Source organism: Herbaspirillum sp. C9C3 (assembly GCF_013359625.1).
Lineage (GTDB): Bacteria > Pseudomonadota > Gammaproteobacteria > Burkholderiales > Burkholderiaceae_D > Herbaspirillum.
In genome coordinates this window covers 48,371-68,765 of sequence record NZ_JABFMQ010000001.1, presented here as the reverse complement: position 1 = coordinate 68,765, position 20,395 = coordinate 48,371, and the positions used below count along the sequence as shown (strand labels likewise).

The window sequence follows — 20,395 nt, the reverse complement described above, 5'->3', positions numbered from 1 at the left end:
TCCCGTTTTAGGTAAACCCGCTGTGCCGCTGCCCGGCCTTTGCCAGACATTCCCCAACAATACTTGTTACTGCTTTAACTTCTTCAGTACCTCAAACGGGGAAGCCCGTTCAGCACCTTTGGCCTCGGCCGCCACGCTACCATCCGGACAGACGTCATGCTTGGGCGCCACCGGCAAGGCCAGCAACGCTTCGTCTTCGATCAGGTAGTTCACGTCGAAGGCGGCTGATCCGACGATGACATCGATCTCGTCATCGTCCAGCAGTTCTTCGATGGTGTCGGCTTGCGCCTCATCTTTTGCCAATACCAGCAGCGACTTCGAATCAATCTCGAAATTCAATGCCGTCAGGCAACGCTGACAGATCAGATTAACTGCACCCGACACTGCCAGACTGAGTTGAGCATGCCCCAGCTTGTCGATATCGCCGGACAGAGCCCAGTGAATCGTGCCGGAACGGTCAACCGTCTCTTGCGCCAGACGACCTAATTCAGCAACCGGAATCTCACCCTGCGCCTGCTGTTTCAGCCTGCAGAATTCGAACGCGTCGATAACAAATGCATTCATAGCCAAAGCAGAATCCGGAAAACCTGCGATGATAACAGAAAATTTCCTTACCAGTCAAAGCCTTAGCGCGCCACCTGCGTTTGACGCGCAAAAAAATTCGCCTCGGGAGGCAATAAAGCCGCTTGGGCGAGGTTTTTCGGCCAAAATCCGGGTTTTACTTGCCAACAACATCACACTCACCGCTGCCGATATGTCGCAAAATCACACCAACCTCTCGCCACTACGGCTCATCCTCGGCTCCAGTTCGGTCTATCGCAAAGAACTGCTGAGCCGCCTCGGCCTGCCCTTCGAGAGCATGGCACCGGACATCGACGAAACCCCGCAACCTGGCGAAACACCCGAAGCCACCGCCCTGCGCCTGGCACGCGACAAGGCCGCCGCCATTGCTGCGCGCGTCGGCCCGGCCCTGGTGATCGGCTCGGACCAGGTCGCCACGCTGGACGGCCTGCAAATCGGCAAGCCCGGCAACCACGCCAATGCCTTAAAACAATTACAACTGATGCGCGGGCGCGAAGTCATTTTTCACACGGCGCTGTGCCTGTGGGATAGCCGCCAGCGTGATGCTGCTGCGGCGGCGCAAGTAGTTAATGTGCAGACGCTGGTACGCTTCCGCGATCTGGATGACACCGAGCTGGATGCCTATCTGAAGATCGAGCAACCCTACGACTGTGCCGGCAGCGCCAAGAACGAAGGCCTGGGCATTGCCATTCTGGAGAGCATCCGCAGCGACGATCCCACCGCCCTCACCGGGCTGCCCCTGATCACCCTGACCAGCATGCTGCGACGGGCCGGCGTGAGCTTCTTCGCCGCCGCTGACGCGGCTCAGTAATTGCAGCTCAGTAATTGCGGCGCGGGTAACCTTCGGCCAGGATGCGCTGCCAGACCACTTCGCGCTGCTCCTTGTCCATGAACACCCATTGCGCCACCTCATCGACGGTACGGCCGCAGCCGCGGCAGACATCGTCGAAGGTGGTGGAGCACACGGCCACGCAAGGCGTGTCGGGGCGCTCGGGCGCGGATGAGACGGCGGACGGCGAAAGAGAGCTGGAAGACATTGAGCGAATCTGAATAGGGAAGATGAAGCATGGGACAAGCGAATTGCCCGGCATCCGGAAAAAACCTTCACTTGCAAAGGCTGCGAGTCCCCCATCTTACCAAGAACCGGTGACGCCCCCCCCCCTGCTGATCGAAGGGATAGGCAAAGCCGCCCCCCCCTTGAGCTCCACGCCCGAATCAACAGACAAAAAAAAGCCCGCGACCATGAGGTGCGGGCTTGAATCCAATTTCTTAAGGAGGAGATTGGAGGAGACAGGTGCAACTATAGCGATGCACCCCGACGGAGTCTGCTTTATTGTGGCAATAGCAGATATTCACGCCTCTCATATCTCACCTCCGAACTGTGCCACAACGGCACCACCCCTGCGCCCCTTCGCCCCTTCACGCTGCGAACCAGACACCTTGCGCAGCAGAGGTCACCGGCCTGGGCGGATTGCCGCCCTTGCGGTCACAGGCTTGCAGCAACAGCAGAGCGGATACCAGCAAAATCAGCGCATTCGTTCTCATCACAGCCTCCCGGAATGAATTCTCTTGCACAGAATGCCACCTTCCGCCTGCCCTGCCCGCCTGTCAAGCCGATCAGGCGGCGCTGCGCAGGCTGCCCAGTACGCCAGATGCCGGTACGGCACGCGCGGCATCCAGGTTTTTCTCGTAGAGCGCGGCGATCATGTCCGACTGGGTCAGCATGCCAGCCAGCTTGCCGTCGGCCTGCACGACCGGAATCTGATGCAGCCCATCGGCCATGCGCGGCACCAGCTCCAGCAAGGGCGTATCGACCCGGGCGGTGATGACCGGTCGACTCATGATCTGCCCCACGACTTCGGGCTTGTCCGAATGGGAGAACGGCACCCGGTGCAACAAGCGGCGCAATTGCGCCGCCAGCCCGGTGTGCACTTCCACACCGGCATGGTCGAGGAAGTCGGTACGACTGACGATGCCGATCACATGCCGGCCGCGATCGAGTACGGGCAAGGCGCGCAGTCGGTGCTGCTGCAACAGGCGCCAGGCCTCGTCCAGACCGGTGGCGAACTCCACCGCCACCACGTCGCGCGACATCACGGCCGCACACAGGGTCTGACCGAAGCGGCGGTGATAGGCCCGCATCTCGGTTTGCAGGAAGATCTCTTCCAGGTCGTCGCGGCCGATGTCGAGCACCTGATTGAAATTCTTCAATACCTCGTCCAGATCGTCAGGCGAGAACCCCAGCCGTGTCATCGGCAATTCATCCCACGTCTGGTGCGGATGGGGCGCAGCGCTATGCTGGGCATGCGGATAGCGGCGCCCGCTGGCATTGTTGTAGAACAGGGCCGCAGCCAGCAGCAGCGCCGAATTGAGCAGCACCGGCGAAAGCACGAAGGCATAGCCCATGTCATGCACTACCGGCCCGCCCAGCACCGCGGTCAGGGCGACCGCCCCGCTGGGCGGGTGGATGCAGCGCAGCACGAACATGCCGCCGATGGCCAAGGCAATGGCCAGCGCCGCCGCCAAGGCCGGTTCCTGCACCAGCTTCGCGCAGGTCACGCCGATGAGCGCCGCCCACAGGTTGCCGCCCATGATCGACCAGGGCTGCGCCAGAGGACTGGAGGGGACCGCAAAGAGCAGCACCGCCGACGCCCCCATCGGCGCGATCAGCCAGATGGTGTGTGCTTCGTGCGGCAGCAGCGCATAGCTGATCAGGCCGACCAGCAGAATGCCGAACAGACTGCCGGCACACGCACGCATGCGCTCGAAGCGATCGACGTTGGACTTGGCAGGAATAAAACTTTTCAACCACAGCAAGATAGAATCGGGCATATCCGTTCCGTGACGACGGTTCTCAACACGGCGCGTGGCGTGACAGCGCCCGCACCAACACCGCAATTACATCACAAGATGATATATATGTCCTGCTTACCGCTCTCCGTTCCCCCTCACTGCCCAGGCTTGTTCCGATGAGCGCCGCGCCCCGCCTGCAAAAGGATGATTTCGAGGCCCTGTCGGAATTTCGCTACCAATTGCGCCGTTTCCTGCGCTTTTCGGAAGATGCCGCCCAAAGCGAAGGGCTCACGCCGCTGCAATACCTGTTGCTGCTGCACATCAAGGGTTATCCCGGTCGCGACTGGGCCAGCATCAGCGAACTGGCCGAGCGCCTGCAGGCCCAGCATCATGGCGTGGTGGCGCTGGTAACGCGCTGCGTGAAAGCCGGACTGGTCACGCGCACCCCGGACGACCGCGACAAGCGCCTGGTCCAGGTGCGCCTGACCGCGCTGGGCGAGCAATACCTGCATCGCCTGGCGCAGTTGCACCGCGATGAATTGCAGTCGCTGTCAGGCGTGTTCCAGGTATCGTACATCTCGGCCTTCAACGACCGCGACTGACCCGGTGGCCGAGTCGGCGCAAGCGGGCTTGTGGATGTCCGCAGCCCGATCGGGGCAAGCTGCTGTTATGCTGGCGACAATTTCTCATCTCGTGCTCCAATGACCCGCAAAACTGCCCCCGCCGCCGCGCCCGTTCGCGCCATCACCAAGGAAGACGTGGCGCGCGCCGCCGGGGTGTCGCACATCACGGTTTCGCGGGTCATCAATACGCCTGAAAAGGTCTCCCCCGCTACGCGCGAACGGGTCGAAGCCTTCATCAGCAGCATGGGCTACATTCCCAACATGCTGGCCGGCGGGCTGGCCTCGCGCCGCACGCGCATCGTGGCGGCCATCGTGCCGACCATCAGCCATTCGATCTTTGCCGAGACCGTGCGCGGCCTGTCCGAGCAACTGAGCCTGCAGGGCTACCAGTTGCTGCTGGGACAGACCAATTATTCGGAAGAAGCGGAAACCGGCCTGGTGGAAGCCTTCATCGGCCGCCGCGTCGATGGCCTGGTGCTGACCGGCGTGCAGCATTCGCTGCGCACGCGCCAGCGCCTCAAGGCGGCCGGCATTCCGGTGGTGGAAACCTGGGACTGGAGCACGCAGCCCATCGACATGCTGGTGGGCTTTGACAACCACGCCGCCGGGCAGGCCATGGGCGAGTATCTGGTCCGCAAGGGCTATCGCCGCATGGCCTTCGTGGGCGGCGACGACCCCCGCGGCCTGGCGCGTTTTGCCGGCATGCGTGCTGCCCTGCTGGCGCAGGGCACGCCCGAGCCGGTGCACCTGGTGGTGCCGATAGGCAGCTTCCTGCAGGCCGGGCGCGAAACCCTCGGTCGCCTCCTGGCCTTGCAACCTGACATCGAGGCCGCTTTCTTCAGCAACGACGTCATGGCCGCCGGCGCCGCGCTGGAATGCGCGCGACGCGGCATCGCGGTACCGCAGCGCATGGCGCTGGCCGGTTTTGCCAATCTGGAGATCGCAACCGAAGTCCTGCCCGCGCTCACCACGGTGCAGATCAGTGCGCACCAGATTGGCCTGACGGCGGCCGAGATGCTGCTCACCCGCTTCGACGGCCAGCCAGTCCCGCAGCCCGCCTGCGACCTCGGCTATTGCATCCTGGAACGCGACAGCGCCTGAGGCTCAGGGCTCTTCCAGCTCTTCGCCCGCCAGTTCGACCCGATTGCGCCCCAGACGCTTGGCCCGATAGAGGGCGATATCGGCACGCTTGGTCAGTCGGTCCAGCGCCTCGCCAGCGGTCAGGGCCGCCACACCGAAACTGGCCGTGACCGTGATCCGCCGCTCCTGCTCGACCTCGAACACGCGCGCCTGCAGCGCCGCGCGCAGCTTCTCGGCCACGGCGGCGGCCTGCACCAGGTCGGATTCGGGCAGCAGGATGATGAATTCCTCGCCGCCGTAGCGCGCCAGCACATCGACCTTGCGCAGCGACTGCGCCACGCACTGGCTCACCCCGATCAGGATGGCATCGCCGGCCTGGTGGCCGTAGGTATCGTTGATACGCTTGAAGTGGTCGATATCGAACAGCACCACCGACACCGCCCGTCCGTAACGCCGCGCCACACCCAACTGCTGGTCGGCATGGGTATAGAAGGCGCGCCGGTTCAGCACACCAGTCAGGAAATCGGTGTTGGAAGAAGCCTGCAATTGCGTGATCAGAGCCTCACGCTCCCTGGCCAGGCTGTTGCGCTCACCCATGCGCTGCTTGAGCACGTGCAAGGCGCGCATCATGGCGCCGATTTCATCCTGATGGCGCGCCTGCGGAATCTCCTGCTCCAGCTTGCCCTCCACCAGGCCCGCGACCAGATCGGTGGCCTGCACCAGCGGACGCACCACGCGTCGCGCGATAAGCACCATGAGCATCTGGAAGAACAGGCAGGCCAGCAAAGTCAGGCTTACCACCAGGATCAGCAGGTCGCGGGCACGGGTGCTGTGGCGCTCGGCCTGCTCCAGCAGATCACTCATGAGCAGGTCGCGCAGATCGGTGATGGACGCCATCTGGGGGACGTAGAATTTGAGAAGATCGTCGGGCGTGACGCCATATTCACCGGCCTTGAGCCCGATCTGCAGCAAAAAATCGAGGAACTGGAAGCCGCTGTCGAAATATTCCTTTTCCACCCTGTCCACGGCCGAGGCGAATGCGGGATCGCGACTGTAACTGGCCACCTGCCCGGCAATGAAGGTCCGCAGCAACTCGATGCGCCCGTAGAGACGCCCGATCTCGATGACTTCATCCTGGGTCAGCTGGCGATGCGCGATCAGGGGTGCGACGAAACGGGATCCCACCTGACCGGCATATTCGCGCAGGCTGGCGACCGCGCGCACGGCCGAGAGGCCATCACGCAGCAAGGGATCGGCCCGGTCAGCCTCGTTGCTCAGATCGCTGACCACGCGCACCATCAGCGGCAGCAGATCGACCATGCTGCTCACGGCGGCCACCACCAGCACGTCGCTGCGATCTTGCGGCGCCAAATGCGCCACCCGGTCGACATTGGCGCGCGCCGGGCCCAGTCCCTGCTGGACCAGGCGCACCTTGTCCAAGGCCCATGACTGGCGCAGCCGCGGATCGGCCTCCAGCGCCGTGCGCAACTGACTGAGAGCCGCATCGCTCTGGGTACGGGCATTGGCCAGCCTGGCCTGCAGTGGCGCCGCAAGGGGCGCTCCCGCTCCCATGGCGGCATTGGCCGGGCCGCGCTCGGCGGAAATCTTTTCCATGGCCAGCAGAGCCAGGCGCAGCTTGCGCAGGGCCGGCACACTGTTGGCACCGCTGCGATAGGTATTCCACTCCATCCAGACCAGCGCTAGCGCGAACGCCAGAAACAGCGTCAGCAAGGCAATCGAGATCAGACGGAACAGACGATTCAGGGACATGATGAGCCCGCCATGAAAAGCAAACGCAGATACATGAGACGAATATATCAAGCTGCAGCCAAGGACGGCGCGGCCAGATCGCGAGCGGGAAGAAATGTTGACCAGACTATCGCGGCGACGCCACGAAACCGGGAAAGCCCTCCCGGCAGATGGGACGAGCCTGGTGCGCACACGATGTTCTCCCCCTCGAAAAACATCCACTACGCAGGAAATGACAGTCGCGGCAACGCAATGCGCCCCGCGCGGAACCGACGGGCAAAAAAATAAGGCCCTGACAAAATCAGAGCCTTATCTCTACAACTGCTACAACCTGCAAGCCAACTGGCGGAGAGGGTGGGATTCGAACCCACGGTACGGGAAACCGTACGCCTGATTTCGAGTCAGGTACATTCGACCACTCTGCCACCTCTCCGGTCAACTTCGGTCGTTTCACTGCGTGGTGCAGCGAAGACAGCGACTATAGCAGAACTATTTTCAGAGTGAAACTATTTTTTAAAAAAATTCAAAAAAATTATCTTCCCGTCATTGCTTCTGCCGCCGGACAGACTAAAGGAAGCAAAGTTCACACATAAAAGCATAAAGCTGAATTGCTTATCATCATCTTGTCATAAATCACTTCTAGCATCCGTAAACTATTTCGCCTTGCTTTGTCGTTCTTTGACTCTTTCGAACCCGGATTCAGCCAGATGGCTCCCCTTTCCAGCCCAATCTTTCCGCTCGGCGCCGAAGTCGTCGACCTGATCGCCGGCGCCTCCGGCGCGGCCCTGCGCGGCGCCGATGACCCGATGTTGTCGCTGCTGCACGAGATCATCGCGCAACGCAAGCTGTCAGCCTTGTTCCAGCCCATCGTACGCATGCGCAACGGCGAAATCCTGGGCTATGAAGGTTTGATCCGCGGCCCCTCCAATACCCCGCTGCATTCGCCCCTGGCGCTGTTCAAGGTAGCGCGCGCACACAATCTGTCGGTACAGATGGAGTACCTGTGTCGCCACATCGTGATGACCCGCTTCGCGCAACTGGGTCTGCCGGGCAACCTGTTTCTCAACGTCTCGCCGGGTGCGCTCATGCAGCCCGAGGCGATCCAGGGCGAAACCCTGCGCTACCTGGAAAAGCTGGGCGTCAATCCGCAGCGCATCATCATTGAGCTCACCGAGAACGAGCCGACCTACGACTATGCCCTGCTGCGCAATGCCGCCATGCACTACCGCGACATGGGTTTCCAGATTGCCATCGACGATCTGGGTGAAGGTTTCTCCAGCCTGCGCCTGTGGTCGGAGCTGCAGCCGGAATACGTCAAGGTGGACATGCACTTCGTGCAGGGCATCAACCACGATCCCATGAAGCTGCAGTTCGTGCGCTCGATCCAGGAGATCGCCGAGAAGTCCGGTTCCATCGTCATCGCCGAAGGCATCGAATCGCAGGCCGAGCTGCTGACCATCCGCGATCTGGGCATCGCCTGCGGCCAGGGCTATCACATCTCGCGTCCGCTACCGGAGCCGCCGGTGTCGATCTCGGACGACGTCACCAAGACCCTGCGGCGCGACAAGGTACCGCTGGCGGCCAACAAGTATGGCCCCGGCAAGCGCAGCGCCACGGTCGCCAAGCTGCTGCGCGAGACCCAGTACGTGAGCCCGGAGGTCACCAATGACACGGCTTACGACATGTTCGTCAACGATCCGCAGTTGCAGGCCCTGCCGGTGGTCAGCAATGGCCTGCCGATCGGGCTCATCAACCGCTACAGCATGGTCGAACGTTTCGCCCGCCTGTACGGGCGCGAACTGTATGGCAAGAAGTCCTGCGCCTTCTTCATGGACCCCAACCCCATCCTGACCGAGCAGGACACCAGCCTGCAAGAGCTCTCCAACCTGCTGGTGCATGCCGAATCGCACCACCTCTCCAACGGCTTCATCATCACCGACCGCGGCCAGTACGTGGGACTGGGCACCGGCCACGATCTGCTGCGCGAAATCACGCAGATGCAGATCGACGCCGCGCGTCACGCCAATCCGCTCACACAATTGCCGGGCAACGTGCCCATCAACGATCACATCGAATACCTGCTGCAGAGCGGCGTGGAGTTCTGCATCTGCTACTGTGACCTGGACCACTTCAAGCCTTTCAACGACGTCTACGGCTACCGCAAGGGCGACGACATGATCCAGACCACCGGCCGCGTGCTGCAGCAGGCCTGCGACCCCAACCTGGACTTCATCGGTCACATCGGCGGGGACGATTTCCTGATCCTGTTCCAGAGCGAAGACTGGGAAAAACGCTGCCGCGCCATCCTCGACGGCTTCGAGGTTCAGGCGCGCGCCTTCTACTATGACGAAGACGTACAGCGCAACGGCTACTACACCGAGGACCGCCAGGGCAATCGCGTCTTCCATCCGCTGGTGTCGCTGTCGCTGGGGGCGGTCAAGATCGAGCCTTCGCAATACTCCTCGCCGCACCAGATCGCTTCAGCCGCCACCCGCGCCAAGAAGGAAGCCAAGAAAATCCAGGGCAACAGCCTGTTCATCGAGCGCCGCATCCCCACCACCTTCTCCTGGGCACTCAAGGACGCCTAGCCAGCGCCATCAAGAAAACGTTTTCGCAAACCTTGCGACGATAAAAAAACGGCTGTCTCTCGCGAGACAGCCGTCTTCATTTCCTGCACCGTCAAACTGAATCAGGCGCCCGGTACCAGCTTGATCACGCCGCCCATGTAGGGCTGCAGCACCTCGGGGATATCCACGCTGCCATCGGCCTGCTGGTAGTTTTCCAGCACCGCCACCAGGGTACGGCCTACGGCCAGGCCCGAACCGTTCAGGGTGTGCAGCAGTTCCGGCTTGCCCTGGGCATTGCGGAAGCGGGCCTGCATGCGGCGTGCCTGGAAGGCTTCGCAATTGGAGACCGAGGAGATTTCACGATAGGTGTTCTGCGCCGGCAGCCAGACTTCGATGTCATAGGTCTTGGCTGCACCAAAGCCCATGTCGCCGGTGCACAGGGTGATGACGCGATACGGCAGGCCGAGCTTCTTCAGAATGGTTTCGGCATGGCCCAGCATCTCGTCCAGCGCTTCGTAAGACTTCTCGGGATGCACGATCTGCACCATTTCCACCTTGTCGAACTGGTGCTGGCGGATCATCCCGCGCGTGTCGCGGCCGTAGGAACCGGCTTCCGAGCGGAAGCAAGGCGAGTGGGCAGTGAACTTCATCGGCAGCGCATCCCCGGCGACGATTTCATCCCGCACGAAGTTGGTCAGCGGCACTTCAGCGGTCGGGATCAGGTACAGCGCGGCATTCTCGGCCTCGCCTTCCTGACCGCCCTTCTTGGCCGCGAACAGATCGGCCTCGAACTTGGGCAGCTGGCCGGTGCCGCGCAGGCTGTCGGCGTTGACGATGTAGGGGGTGTAACACTCGGTATAGCCATGCTCCATGGTGTGGGTGTTGAGCATGAACTGCGCCAGCGCGCGATGCAGGCGGGCGATACCGCCCTTCAAGACGGCAAAGCGCGAACCGGTCAGCTTGGTCGCGGTATCGAAGTCCAGGCCCAGCGGTGCGCCGACGTCGACGTGATCCTTGATCTCGAAATCAAAGTTGCGGGGCGTACCGACCTTGCGCAACTCGACGTTGCCGCTTTCGTCATTGCCGACGGGCACGGATTCGTGCGGCAGGTTGGGCACCGCCTGCAGGAACAGGGTCATCTGCTGCTGCACTTCTTCCAGACGGGTGGCGGAGGCTTTCAACTCGTCGCCGATACCGTTGACCTCGGCCATCACGGCGGAGGCGTCCTCGCCCTTGCCCTTGAGCATGCCGATCTGCTTGGACAGCGTATTGCGCTTGCCCTGCAGTTCTTCGGTACGGGTCTGGATCTGCTTGCGCTCGGCTTCCAGCGCATTGAAGCCGGCCACGTCCAGGACGAACTTGCGGGCCGCCAGGCGGGCTGCGACGTTCTCGATGTCTTTACGGAGGAGTTGAATGTCGATCATGGGAAGAAATTACGATAGATTTGGTGCTCGAAACCGCGATTGTACCAAGTCGCGCGCCCGCTACGGGCTTCCCGTGCACCCCCGCCACAATAAAATGCGCCGGCCCCGGTAGCCGCCAGCGCCCATGCGGGTTACCATGCGGCCCATTGCAGCCCTCTTCAGCCTTCTTCAGCCTTCTTGAGACCCGATTGCCCATGTCCGTCCAGCCCGAATCCCGTCCGCCACGCGAAGTTCCTGTCCTGTTCTCCCTGCTGGGCCTGGTGGCCGCCTTTGCCCTGGGCTTGTGGGCCGGCATCCATTACATGTCCAACGAGGCCAGCCTGTTCTATGGGCTGATCGCGGGCCTGTCCTTCGGCGCCGCCTTCGCCTTCGGCCAGCAGATCAAGAACCGCTTGGTGCCGCCCAAGGTCCGCAAGACCGACTGGAAGGTGCAGGCACCGGGTGCGGCCGAGCTCTCGCCGACACGACTGGCCGCGCAGCAGGCACGCAAGATCAGCGTGGAATTCGACGACGAGGAAATCCGCACCATGGTGCGCGGGACCAAGCGCGAAGGCATAGCCTGGCGTGAAGTGGACGACGTGACCATCCGCATCAGCGAGGATGCCCTGCCGCAACCGCAATGGATCCTGGCGGGCAAGAGTGCCGAGGGCATCAAGGGGGTGCTGATCCCCAACGATGCCGATGGCCTGGAAGCGCTCATGGATGCCATGAAGACCCGCCTGCCCGGCTATGACGACGACAAGAATTACGAGACCGTGATCGCCGCCATGTCGGCCATGGAAGGCAGCTTCCACGTCTGGCACCGTCCTGCGGCCTGACGGGCTTCAAGGCGCAGGCTTGGCACCCGGCGCCAGGGCCGGTTCCTGCGCCAGGCGCTGCGCTAGGAACTGCACGAAGGCGCTCAGGCGCGGTGGCAGGTGGCGCGTGGCCGGATACAGCGCCCACAGCTCGCCGCAATAGCGCGTCCTGAAACTCCACTGCGGCAGCACCTGCACCAGACTCCCCTCCTCCAGCCGTGGCCTGGCGATGAAATACGGCAGGCTGGCAATCCCCAGATGGCGCAAGGTGGCATCGAGACGCACGCCCGTGTGGTTGGCCGCATACCTCCCCCGTACCTCGACATTGACTGATTTGCCCTGGCGGCGAAAGCGCCAGCGCGCGTCTGCCGGCGACTCACCCAGGTAGATGCAGTCATGCTCCTTCAAGGCCCGGGGATGGTCCGGCATCCCGTGGCGCTGCAGGTACTGCGGCGTGGCGCACAGCAGATGATCGATGCGCATCAGGCGCCGCCCCATCAGGCCCGGCGGCGGCTGGTCGGTGATGCGGATGGCCAGGTCGACCTGGTCGTCGATGAGATCCATGTAGCGGTCTTCCAGCCTGAGCAGCACGTCCACCTTGGGATGGGCCGCCAGGAAATCCGGCATGTGCGGGTGAATCAGTGCATGCCCGACCGCCTTGGGCACACTCACCCTCACCTGCCCCTGCGGCTCGGCGTCGAAGGCACCGGACACCGACAGCACGGCCTGCGCGGCGTTGAGCATGTCGCGGCAACGGGCGTGGATCTCCTCGCCGCTTTCGCTCAGGCGCAGCTTGCGGGTGGTCCGTTGCAACAATTGCGTGCCGAGGGCTTTTTCCAGGCGGGCGATGGCGCGGCTGGTGGCCGACGGTGTTGCACCCAGCTGGCGGGCCGCTTCCGAGAAGCTGCCGGTCTCCACTACCTTGGCGAAGATGGCCATTTCGTTGAGCAGGGCGATGCTTTTATTTGTGCTCATGGAGCAAAGATCCTTTGCAGTGTTGCTGGATTATCGCAAGTCCATCCTGTCGATACAATGCACGACACTCGCCGCAGTTTCATTGAAAGCCTCGTCATGACCGAACGTCTCTACCTCACCGACCCCGCCTTGCGCGCCGACATCCAAGTGCTGGACTGCACTGCGCAGGACGATGGCCGCTACGCCGTGCGGCTGTCGGCCACACCCTTTCATCCGCAGGGTGGCGGACAGCCCAGTGATACCGGTCGGATCGGTGCGGTGGAAGTACTGCGCGTGAGCAGCGAAAGCGAGGGCATCGTCCACTACACCACCGCCCCCGTGGCGCCTGGCCCGGCGCTGGCCTGCGTGGATGCGCAGCCGCGCCAGCTGCACGCCCGGCTGCATTCAGCGGGCCACGTGATCGGGCAGGTACTGGCCGAACTGGGATGGAAGCCCACCAAGGCGCATCACTGGCCGGGGGAAGCGCGCGTGGTGGGCGTGGCTGCCGCCGCAGATGGCACAGCCCAGGAACTGGTGCCGGCAGAGCTGGAGCGCCGCTGCAATGACTTGCTGGCGCAGGATTTACCCTGCGTGATGGCCATGGAGAATGGCTTGCGGCAGATCGGTTTTGGCGAGCTGCCTGCCTACCCTTGTGGCGGGACGCACGTGGCGTCGCTGGGAGAGATCGGGCGAATTCGTATTGACTCCATACGGGTCAAGAAGGGGGAGGCGTCGGTGCGTTATGACGTTACTCCCTGAGCGAATATCTGCCCTCAAAAAACACTGGTTTGATTCGCGCTCATGGCGGTGAAAAAAACCGTCTCAAAAGACGGCTACTCCCCAAGAATTGACTCACTCTTTTTGCGCATCTTCATCCCACTGCCGCAAGGTCGCCAGCTTTTCGCCTATCTTGATTTCCAACCCCCTTGGAACCGGCTGGTACCAGCCCGGCTCAGCGATCCCCTCCGGCAAATAAGTCTCCCCCGCCGCATAGGCATTGGGCTCATCATGGGCATACCGGTATTCATGCCCGTAGCCCAATTCCTTCATCAACTTGGTCGGCGCATTGCGCAGATGCACCGGCACTTCCCGGCTCTTGTCCTGTTTCACGAAAGCGCGCGCAGCGTTGTAGGCGTTGTAGCCGGCATTGCTCTTGGCCGCCACCGCCAGGTAGATCACCGCCTGCCCCAGTGCCAGTTCGCCCTCGGGGCTGCCCAGGCGCTCATAGGTCAGCGCGGCATCGTTGGCGATCTGCATGGCGCGCGGGTCGGCCAGGCCGATGTCTTCCCAGGCCATGCGCACGATGCGCCGCGACAGGTAGCGCGGATCGGCGCCACCATCGAGCATACGGGTCAGCCAGTACAACGCCGCATCCGGATGTGAGCCGCGTACCGACTTGTGCAAGGCCGATATCTGATCGTAGAAATTGTCTCCACCCTTGTCGAAACGACGGCTGTTGAGCGTCAGCGCATTCTGCAGGAACTCGGCCGTAACCAGCTGCGTGCCGGTCGTGCGGGCGGCCGTCTGAGTCTGCTCCAGCAGATTGAGGAAGCGGCGAGCATCGCCATCGGCGTAGCCGATGATGGTGTCGGTGGCCTGTCCGTCGAATTGCAGATCCCCCAGCGCCTTGTCCTGCGCACGCTTGAGCAACTGCTTCAGTTCCTCATCGGTGAGCGACTTGAGCACGTAGACCTGCGCCCGCGACAACAGCGCCGAATTGACCTCGAAGGAAGGATTCTCGGTGGTGGCGCCGATGAAGGTCACCAGGCCGCTTTCCGCATAGGGCAGCAAGGCATCCTGCTGCGACTTGTTGAACCGGTGAATTTCATCCACGAACAGGATCGTGTGCTTGCCCATCGCCAGATTCTGCTCGGCCTGCTCCATGGCCGCACGAATATCCTTGACCCCCGAAAACACCGCCGACAGCGCAATGAATTCACACGCAAAGGCGGTGGCGGTCAGCCGCGCCAGCGTGGTCTTGCCCACACCCGGCGGCCCCCAGAAGATCATCGAATGCGGCTTGCCGGACTGGAAGGCCAGCCGCAAGGGCTTGCCTTCGCCCAAGAGATGCGACTGCCCGATCACCTCGTCAAGCGTCTTGGGGCGCAGCGCTTCAGCCAGCGGCGCAGCGGGTTCTTGCGCGAACAGGTCAGCCATGCACCGCCCCCCGCAAACTCGGAAGATCGGAGAAGAAGAACCGCAACAGGGCGGCCAGGGAAATAAAGTTCATAGTCATCAGGATGCGGGCGCGGCGCCGGATTGCAAGGCGCATTCACCAAAGGCCGTAGTCTAACGCAGCAGGCCGCTACAGGGGCGATGGCGCAGCCATGCCCGCGCCTGCAACCATCCGGCCCAGCGGGTAAAATGCAGCCTGCGCTTTTTTCTTCATATCGCCCTTTTTCCTGCCTCTCCCTGCGTCTCCATGCCCTTCGTCGTCACCGATTCCTGTATCCAGTGCAAGTACACCGATTGCGTCAGCGTCTGCCCCATGGATTGCTTCCTGGAAGGCCCCAATTTCCTGGTCATCGACCCGGACGGCTGCATCGACTGCTCCATGTGCGTGCCGGAATGCCCGGTCGGTGCCATCTACAACGCCACCGACCTGCCCGCCGCCCTCTCCCACTTTGAGGACCTCAACGCCCGTCTGGCCAAGCTGCCCGGCTGGAAGCCCATCACCCAGGCCAAAGCGCCCCTGCCCGACCACGAGCAATGGAAGGACCTGCCCGACAAGCTGCCCCAGCTGAAGATGCCCGACCTCTGAAGCACCAGCAAAACAGCCCCGCAAGCGCAAGCCTGCGGGGCTGTTTTGCTACGGGCGGACAAGCTCAGTTGTTGAATACGTCCGCACCCTTGGGAATGGTGAAGCTGAAACTGTTGCTCTTGAGCGGCGGATTCTTCTCGAAGCTGTCGAAGCTCAACAAAGAAACCTGGCCGAAGGAATCATGCAGCTCCATCGCCACCGGGGTGCCGTTCTTCAAGCCAATGCCGATGGTGTCGAAGGTCGTGTCCTTGCTCTTGGGGATGGCTTGCAGCCATTCCAGGCCATCCTTGGTGCCGGCTTCCTTCAGTGTGAAGTTTTTTTCCAGATCATTGCTGCCGAAGAGGATGGCGGCCGGCGAAGAGCCCAGCGCATTGCCCAGTTTCTTGGTGGTGACCTGGTTGAGGTCCTTGTCGTAGATGAAGAGTTTTTCCCCATCGGCCTGGATCACCTGTTCATACGGCTTCTGGTAGGTCCAGATGAATTTGCCCGGACGCGAAAACACGAAGCTGCCGCTGGAGGTGTTGACCACCTTGGACGTGCCATTCTCCACCCGCACCATGCGCTGGGTGAACGCACCCTTGGCCGACTGCGTGCTGCTGACGAATTGCTTGAACTGGTCCAGCGCGGCAGCCGAGGCACGGTTTGGTGTCAGCGCGGTGATGGCGATGGCCCCGGCCACGGCCAGCGCGGAAAGACCGGCCGCCATCATCAGGCGGCGCAGGTTGAAGGTACGGGCTTGCGCAGGGCGCGAGCGGAAAGCGTTTCTGGAATTGTCCATGTTGTTTGATTCCTTCTTGACTAGGCGCCACCGGCAAGGTGGCGGCCGGCGCGACGGTGGCCGGCCTTCAGGGCAGCTTGATGTGGAGGGAAGACCGCTTATTCAGCCGCATCGCCAGCACCCGCCGGCACCAGGATTTCACGGTTGCCATTGGACTGCATGGTGGAGACCAGACCGCTTTGCTCCATCTGCTCCAGCAAGCGCGCCGCACGGTTGTAGCCGATGCGCAGGTGACGCTGCACCAGCGAGATCGAGGCCCGGCGATGTTTCAGGACCACGGCCACGGCCTGGTCGTACATCTCGTCGCCTTCTCCACCGCCTCCGGCGCCAGCTGCGGCACCGCCGCCAGCACCGCCGTCGGCGTCTTCCAGCACGCCTCCCTCTAGGATGCCCTCGATGTAATTCGGTTCCCCCTGGGATTTCAGGTGCTCCACCACGCGGTGCACTTCATCATCCGACACGAAGGCGCCGTGCACCCGCACCGGCAAGGCCGTACCCGGCGGGTTGTAGAGCATGTCGCCCATGCCCAGCAGGGTTTCAGCGCCCATCTGGTCGAGAATGGTGCGGGAGTCGATCTTGGAAGAGACCTGGAAGGCAATGCGCGTCGGCACGTTGGCCTTGATCAGGCCGGTAATGACGTCCACCGACGGACGCTGCGTGGCCAAAATCAGGTGGATGCCAGCCGCGCGCGCCTTCTGGGCGATGCGGGCGATCAGTTCTTCCACCTTCTTGCCCACCACCATCATCAGGTCGGCCAGTTCATCGATGATGATGACGATGGTTTCCAGCTGCTCCAGTGGTTCGGGGGCATCGGGCGTGAGGCTGAAGGGATTCGGAATTTTCTCGCCGCGCTTCTCGGCATCGATGATCTTCTGGTTGTAACCAGCCAGGTTGCGCACGCCCAGCTTGGACATCTTCTTGTAGCGGCGCTCCATCTCTTCCACCGCCCAGTTCAGCGCGTGGCCGGCCTGGCGCATGTCGGTCACCACCGGCGCCAGCAGGTGCGGAATGCCCTCGTAGATCGACAGTTCCAGCATCTTGGGATCGATCAGGATCAGGCGCACCTGGCGCGGTGAAGATTTGTACAGCAGCGAGAGGATGGTGGCATTGATGCCCACCGACTTGCCCGAGCCGGTGGTGCCGGCCACCAGCAAGTGCGGCATCTTGGCCAGGTCGGCCACCACCGGATTGCCGGCGATGTCCTTGCCCAGCGCCACGGTCAGGCTGGAATGGCTGTCGTTGTAGACCTTGGAGCCCAGGATCTCCGTCAGGCGCACGATCTGGCGCTTGGGATTGGGCAGTTCCAGACCCATGAAATTCTTGCCCTGGATGACTTCCACTACGCGAATCGAGGTCAGCGACAGCGAACGCGCCAGGTCACGCGCCAGGTTGACGATCTGGCTGCCCTTCACACCGGTGGCCGGTTCGATCTCGTAGCGGGTGATCACCGGGCCGGGATAAGCCGCCACCACCTTGACCTCGACGCCGAAGTCGGCCAGCTTCTTTTCGATCAGGCGGCTGGTGAATTCCAGCGTTTCCACCGAGACCGTCTGCTGCGCGGGCGGGGCCTCATCGAGCAGCGACAGTGGCGGCAGTTCGCTGTTCAAGTCATCGAAGAGGCTGGTCTGCTTTTCCTTCTGGACGCGGTCGGACTTCTGCACCTCCACGATCTGCGGTTCGATGCGGATCGGCGGGGCTTCCACGATCTTGGCGCGCTCCTGCACCACGGTTTCCTCACGCTTGACGGCCGCTTCCTGGCCGGCGCGGCGGTCGGCACGGGCGGCGAAGAAGTCGCGCACCCAGAACAGGCCATCCTCGATCATGCCACCGATGCGTTCCACCGCCGCCAGCCAGGACACCTGGAACAGCAGCGAGAAGCCCAGCCCGAACAGCAGCAACAGCAGCAGCGTGGCGCCGGTGAAACCGAAAGTGGGCTGCATGGCCGAACCGATCATCTCGCCCAGCACGCCACCGGAGGAATGCGGCAGCTTGGGGGCGAAACGCTGCATGCGGGTGAACTCGATCCCCATGCTGCCGGTGAGCATGAAGACAAAGCCGACGGCGCGGATGAGCGGTTCCTGTCGATGTTCCGGCTCCACCGGCTGGGACACCAGGAAGCGGTTGGACAGGCGCCGATAACCGGTCCACACCGAGCGCGCCAACAGCACGCACCACCACCAGGCCGACAGCCCGAAGATGTACAGCATCAGATCGGCCATCCAGGCACCGACCCGGCCGCCCCAGTTGCCCACGCGGGGCACCGAGCTGGCCACCGACCAGCCGGGGTCGGTCTTGGCATAGCTCAGCAGGATCAGCACCAGATAGGCCAGCAGGGCCGCCAGCGCCAGCCAGCGCGCTTCCGATAACAGCCTGACCAGGCGGCTGGGCATCGGGGGCGCCGGCGTCTTGGTGGTGCGGATGTGGGCTTGACTCGTCTTGGACATAACTTCCGTACAAAAAAAACACGCCGTCATTGTAACGGCATTGAATTGGCGCTTCGCGGTTTTGCGCAGGCCAGCGGGAAACCCGCTGCACTGACCGTCACTGGCCGCTATCGTTCTGGCTGTGCTGTCTTTTTGTTCATATTCTGGACAGTAGCCCTGCCACTGCCCCCGCAGCCGCCGACTATTGCCGACATAGCGTAATTCCATGAGCCCCGCAGAGGGCATGGACTATAATCTTACCCGTTTTGCAGCGCGGCAAACCGCAAACTTGTGCGCTGGCAAGCACCCGCTTGTGCCGGACGGCCTGGCTGACGTGCCGGGCCGTCCGGAATTGAAATCTCCGGGAGTCGCCTCATTTGCAGAAGCGATCCCACAACATTTGATGAGTAGCTTATGAGCACGCCCAAACATGCCAAGGTCCTGATTCTCGGCTCCGGCCCCGCCGGCTATAGCGCCGCCGTCTATGCCGCGCGCGCCAACCTGAACCCGGTGCTCATCACCGGGGTGGAACAAGGTGGCCAGCTGATGACCACCACCGACGTCGAAAACTGGCCGGGCGATCCGCTGGGCGTGCAAGGACCGGAACTGATGCAGCGCCTGCTGCAGCACGCCGAACGCTTCAAGACCGAAATCATCTTCGATCACATCCACACCACCAAGCTCTCCGAACGCCCCTTCCGCCTCATCGGCGACAGCGGCGAATACACGGCCGATGCCCTGATCATTGCCACCGGCGCCTCGGCCCAGTACCTGGGCCTGCCCTCGGAACAAGCCTTCATGGGCCGCGGCGTATCGGCCTGCGCCACCTGTGACGGTTTCTTCTACCGTGGCCGCGAAGTGGCCGTGGTCGGCGGCGGCAACACTGCCGTGGAAGAAGCGCTGTATCTCTCCAACATCGCCAGCAAGGTCACCATCGTGCACCGCCGCGACAAGTTCCGTGCCGAGCCCATCCTGATCGACCGCCTGCTGCACAAGGTCAGCGAAGGCAAGATTGCCATCCAGTGGCACGCCACCCTGGATGAGGTGGTCGGCGACGACAGCGGCGTGACCGGCATCAAGATCAAGTCGACCCAGGACGGCGCCATCACCGAAATCCCGGTGCACGGCCTGTTCATCGCCATCGGCCACAAGCCCAACACCAGCATCTTCGAAGGCCAGCTGGAGATGCACAACGGCTACCTGAAGACCCGCACCGGCACCGAAGGCTTCGCCACCGCCACCAGCATCGACGGTGTCTTTGCCGCCGGTGACGTGCAGGACCACGTCTACCGCCAGGCCATCACCAGCGCCGGCACGGGCTGCATGGCAGCACTGGATGCACAGCGCTATCTGGAAGGCCTCGAATAAGGTAAATCAATGTAAAATGCTGCGCTGCGAGAACTCGCAACGCGACAGGCACTCAAAAGGCCGGTGACGAGTTGTCGTCCCGGCTTTTTTGTTTCACTCGAGCAATCAAACACAAGAATCATCAAGACCGAGGAAAGCATCGTGCCCTATCATTCATCTCCCTCCCGTTCCGGGCGCAGCTCGCCGGCATTGAAGGCGGTATTGGTCACGCTGGGCCTGGGTGCCGTGCTGGTCGCCTGCAGCGCTTCGCGCGACACCCCGGTGGCCGATGCCACGACCGGCCAATGCGATGCCTCCCGCGCCGATCACCTGATCGGCGAGAACTACAGCGGCTACGTCGAACGCCAGGCGCTGGCCGAATCGGGTGCCGCCGAGATCCGCGTGCTCAAGCCGGACGATGCCGCCACCCTGGATTTCAACCCGCGCCGCCTGAATCTGCAGGTCGATCCGGGCATGGTGATCATCAAGGTCGCCTGCGGCTGAAGAGCGCGCCCGC

Annotated in this window: 19 protein-coding genes and 1 tRNA gene; 9 read left to right on the top strand and 11 right to left on the bottom strand. The window is 62.6% G+C overall.

Features of this window, described 5'->3' with window-relative positions; genetic code table 11:
* Positions 1-66: 66 nt before the first annotated feature.
* Positions 67-564: a YceD family protein gene (locus HNO82_RS00300; protein WP_217509765.1), complete on the bottom strand. Its 498-nt coding sequence runs from the start codon at positions 562-564 to the stop codon at positions 67-69.
* A gap of 190 nt (positions 565-754) precedes the next feature.
* On the opposite strand from HNO82_RS00300, the gene HNO82_RS00295 reads away from it, so the two are divergent.
* On the top strand, positions 755-1,393 hold the full coding sequence (locus HNO82_RS00295; RefSeq protein WP_175342396.1) for a Maf-like protein: 639 nt from the start codon (positions 755-757) through the stop codon (positions 1,391-1,393).
* Between the two features lie 7 nt (positions 1,394-1,400).
* On the opposite strand, the gene HNO82_RS00290 is transcribed toward HNO82_RS00295, so the two are convergent.
* The 3 genes from HNO82_RS00290 to HNO82_RS00285 all read right to left on the bottom strand — a co-directional run bounded on the left by HNO82_RS00290 (position 1,401) and on the right by HNO82_RS00285 (position 3,414).
* Positions 1,401-1,619 carry a DUF1289 domain-containing protein gene (locus HNO82_RS00290; RefSeq protein ID WP_034350195.1) on the bottom strand — a complete coding sequence of 73 codons (219 nt, stop codon included), beginning with the start codon at positions 1,617-1,619 and terminating at the stop codon, positions 1,401-1,403.
* A 382-nt stretch (positions 1,620-2,001) separates the two neighbouring features.
* Positions 2,002-2,127: a hypothetical protein gene (locus HNO82_RS22335; protein ID WP_008327951.1), complete on the bottom strand. Its 126-nt coding sequence runs from the start codon at positions 2,125-2,127 to the stop codon at positions 2,002-2,004.
* 72 nt (positions 2,128-2,199) lie between these two features.
* Positions 2,200-3,414 (bottom strand): HPP family protein, encoded by a 1,215-nt coding sequence (locus tag HNO82_RS00285; RefSeq protein ID WP_175342395.1) that lies wholly within the window; start codon positions 3,412-3,414, stop codon positions 2,200-2,202.
* Positions 3,415-3,551: 137 nt separating this feature from the next.
* Between HNO82_RS00285 and HNO82_RS00280 the strand changes: the two genes are divergently transcribed.
* Both HNO82_RS00280 and HNO82_RS00275 read left to right on the top strand, forming a co-directional pair.
* A complete protein-coding gene (locus HNO82_RS00280; protein ID WP_008327948.1) occupies positions 3,552-3,977 on the top strand; it encodes a MarR family winged helix-turn-helix transcriptional regulator in 426 nt (141 codons plus the stop codon).
* A gap of 99 nt (positions 3,978-4,076) precedes the next feature.
* A complete protein-coding gene (locus HNO82_RS00275; RefSeq protein WP_175342394.1) occupies positions 4,077-5,099 on the top strand; it encodes a LacI family DNA-binding transcriptional regulator in 1,023 nt (340 codons plus the stop codon).
* A gap of 3 nt (positions 5,100-5,102) precedes the next feature.
* Here HNO82_RS00275 and HNO82_RS00270 read toward each other — a convergent pair whose 3' ends face one another.
* Positions 5,103-6,848 carry a GGDEF domain-containing protein gene (locus HNO82_RS00270; RefSeq protein WP_175342393.1) on the bottom strand — a complete coding sequence of 582 codons (1,746 nt, stop codon included), beginning with the start codon at positions 6,846-6,848 and terminating at the stop codon, positions 5,103-5,105.
* Between the two features lie 322 nt (positions 6,849-7,170).
* Positions 7,171-7,260: transfer RNA gene (locus HNO82_RS00265), tRNA-Ser, on the bottom strand.
* A 274-nt stretch (positions 7,261-7,534) separates the two neighbouring features.
* On the opposite strand from HNO82_RS00265, the gene HNO82_RS00260 reads away from it, so the two are divergent.
* Positions 7,535-9,415 (top strand): GGDEF domain-containing protein, encoded by a 1,881-nt coding sequence (locus HNO82_RS00260; RefSeq protein ID WP_008327944.1) that lies wholly within the window; start codon positions 7,535-7,537, stop codon positions 9,413-9,415.
* A 101-nt stretch (positions 9,416-9,516) separates the two neighbouring features.
* Here the strand turns inward: HNO82_RS00260 and serS are convergent, their stop codons facing one another.
* On the bottom strand, positions 9,517-10,818 hold the full coding sequence (gene serS / locus HNO82_RS00255) for a serine--tRNA ligase (protein ID WP_175342392.1): 1,302 nt from the start codon (positions 10,816-10,818) through the stop codon (positions 9,517-9,519).
* A 194-nt stretch (positions 10,819-11,012) separates the two neighbouring features.
* Between serS and HNO82_RS00250 the strand changes: the two genes are divergently transcribed.
* Positions 11,013-11,636, top strand: coding sequence for a hypothetical protein (locus HNO82_RS00250; protein ID WP_008327940.1), 624 nt, complete (start codon positions 11,013-11,015; stop codon positions 11,634-11,636).
* Positions 11,637-11,642: 6 nt separating this feature from the next.
* On the opposite strand, the gene HNO82_RS00245 is transcribed toward HNO82_RS00250, so the two are convergent.
* The gene (locus tag HNO82_RS00245; protein ID WP_175342391.1) at positions 11,643-12,590 is read right to left on the bottom strand and encodes a LysR family transcriptional regulator; all 948 of its coding nucleotides are present in this window, start codon (positions 12,588-12,590) and stop codon (positions 11,643-11,645) included.
* Between the two features lie 96 nt (positions 12,591-12,686).
* Here HNO82_RS00245 and HNO82_RS00240 point away from each other — a divergent pair, with 96 nt between their 5' ends.
* Complete coding sequence (locus HNO82_RS00240) at positions 12,687-13,328, top strand: alanyl-tRNA editing protein (protein ID WP_175342390.1); 642 nt, start codon at positions 12,687-12,689, stop codon at positions 13,326-13,328.
* Between the two features lie 93 nt (positions 13,329-13,421).
* On the opposite strand, the gene HNO82_RS00235 is transcribed toward HNO82_RS00240, so the two are convergent.
* The gene (locus tag HNO82_RS00235) at positions 13,422-14,726 is read right to left on the bottom strand and encodes a replication-associated recombination protein A (RefSeq protein ID WP_175342389.1); all 1,305 of its coding nucleotides are present in this window, start codon (positions 14,724-14,726) and stop codon (positions 13,422-13,424) included.
* Between the two features lie 265 nt (positions 14,727-14,991).
* On the opposite strand from HNO82_RS00235, the gene fdxA reads away from it, so the two are divergent.
* Positions 14,992-15,330 (top strand): ferredoxin FdxA, encoded by a 339-nt coding sequence (gene fdxA, locus HNO82_RS00230; protein ID WP_008327929.1) that lies wholly within the window; start codon positions 14,992-14,994, stop codon positions 15,328-15,330.
* A 64-nt stretch (positions 15,331-15,394) separates the two neighbouring features.
* Here fdxA and lolA read toward each other — a convergent pair whose 3' ends face one another.
* Together lolA and HNO82_RS00220 are read right to left on the bottom strand one after the other, a co-directional pair.
* Positions 15,395-16,108 carry an outer membrane lipoprotein chaperone LolA gene (gene lolA, locus HNO82_RS00225; protein WP_008327926.1) on the bottom strand — a complete coding sequence of 238 codons (714 nt, stop codon included), beginning with the start codon at positions 16,106-16,108 and terminating at the stop codon, positions 15,395-15,397.
* 98 nt (positions 16,109-16,206) lie between these two features.
* Positions 16,207-18,552, bottom strand: a complete 2,346-nt coding sequence (locus HNO82_RS00220) for a DNA translocase FtsK (protein ID WP_008327922.1) — start codon at positions 18,550-18,552, stop codon at positions 16,207-16,209.
* A 393-nt stretch (positions 18,553-18,945) separates the two neighbouring features.
* Here HNO82_RS00220 and trxB point away from each other — a divergent pair, with 393 nt between their 5' ends.
* Both trxB and HNO82_RS00210 read left to right on the top strand, forming a co-directional pair.
* Entirely contained in the window at positions 18,946-19,899 is a 954-nt protein-coding gene (trxB, locus tag HNO82_RS00215) for a thioredoxin-disulfide reductase (RefSeq protein WP_008327920.1), read from the top strand.
* 141 nt (positions 19,900-20,040) lie between these two features.
* Positions 20,041-20,382 (top strand): I78 family peptidase inhibitor, encoded by a 342-nt coding sequence (locus tag HNO82_RS00210; protein ID WP_175342388.1) that lies wholly within the window; start codon positions 20,041-20,043, stop codon positions 20,380-20,382.
* Positions 20,383-20,395: the final 13 nt, after the last annotated feature.

What these genes read in the sequence shown, in the direction of transcription:
- HNO82_RS00300 (WP_217509765.1), bottom strand. Translation starts at nt 564, where the DNA reads ATGAATGCATTTGTTATCGACGCGTTCGAATTCTGCAGGCTGAAACAG.
- HNO82_RS00295 (WP_175342396.1), top strand. Translation starts at nt 755, where the DNA reads ATGTCGCAAAATCACACCAACCTCTCGCCACTACGGCTCATCCTCGGC.
- HNO82_RS00290 (WP_034350195.1), bottom strand. Translation starts at nt 1,619, where the DNA reads ATGTCTTCCAGCTCTCTTTCGCCGTCCGCCGTCTCATCCGCGCCCGAG.
- HNO82_RS22335 (WP_008327951.1), bottom strand. Translation starts at nt 2,127, where the DNA reads ATGAGAACGAATGCGCTGATTTTGCTGGTATCCGCTCTGCTGTTGCTG.
- HNO82_RS00285 (WP_175342395.1), bottom strand. Translation starts at nt 3,414, where the DNA reads ATGCCCGATTCTATCTTGCTGTGGTTGAAAAGTTTTATTCCTGCCAAG.
- HNO82_RS00280 (WP_008327948.1), top strand. Translation starts at nt 3,552, where the DNA reads ATGAGCGCCGCGCCCCGCCTGCAAAAGGATGATTTCGAGGCCCTGTCG.
- HNO82_RS00275 (WP_175342394.1), top strand. Translation starts at nt 4,077, where the DNA reads ATGACCCGCAAAACTGCCCCCGCCGCCGCGCCCGTTCGCGCCATCACC.
- HNO82_RS00270 (WP_175342393.1), bottom strand. Translation starts at nt 6,848, where the DNA reads ATGTCCCTGAATCGTCTGTTCCGTCTGATCTCGATTGCCTTGCTGACG.
- HNO82_RS00260 (WP_008327944.1), top strand. Translation starts at nt 7,535, where the DNA reads ATGGCTCCCCTTTCCAGCCCAATCTTTCCGCTCGGCGCCGAAGTCGTC.
- serS (WP_175342392.1), bottom strand. Translation starts at nt 10,818, where the DNA reads ATGATCGACATTCAACTCCTCCGTAAAGACATCGAGAACGTCGCAGCC.
- HNO82_RS00250 (WP_008327940.1), top strand. Translation starts at nt 11,013, where the DNA reads ATGTCCGTCCAGCCCGAATCCCGTCCGCCACGCGAAGTTCCTGTCCTG.
- HNO82_RS00245 (WP_175342391.1), bottom strand. Translation starts at nt 12,590, where the DNA reads ATGAGCACAAATAAAAGCATCGCCCTGCTCAACGAAATGGCCATCTTC.
- HNO82_RS00240 (WP_175342390.1), top strand. Translation starts at nt 12,687, where the DNA reads ATGACCGAACGTCTCTACCTCACCGACCCCGCCTTGCGCGCCGACATC.
- HNO82_RS00235 (WP_175342389.1), bottom strand. Translation starts at nt 14,726, where the DNA reads ATGGCTGACCTGTTCGCGCAAGAACCCGCTGCGCCGCTGGCTGAAGCG.
- fdxA (WP_008327929.1), top strand. Translation starts at nt 14,992, where the DNA reads ATGCCCTTCGTCGTCACCGATTCCTGTATCCAGTGCAAGTACACCGAT.
- lolA (WP_008327926.1), bottom strand. Translation starts at nt 16,108, where the DNA reads ATGGACAATTCCAGAAACGCTTTCCGCTCGCGCCCTGCGCAAGCCCGT.
- HNO82_RS00220 (WP_008327922.1), bottom strand. Translation starts at nt 18,552, where the DNA reads ATGTCCAAGACGAGTCAAGCCCACATCCGCACCACCAAGACGCCGGCG.
- trxB (WP_008327920.1), top strand. Translation starts at nt 18,946, where the DNA reads ATGAGCACGCCCAAACATGCCAAGGTCCTGATTCTCGGCTCCGGCCCC.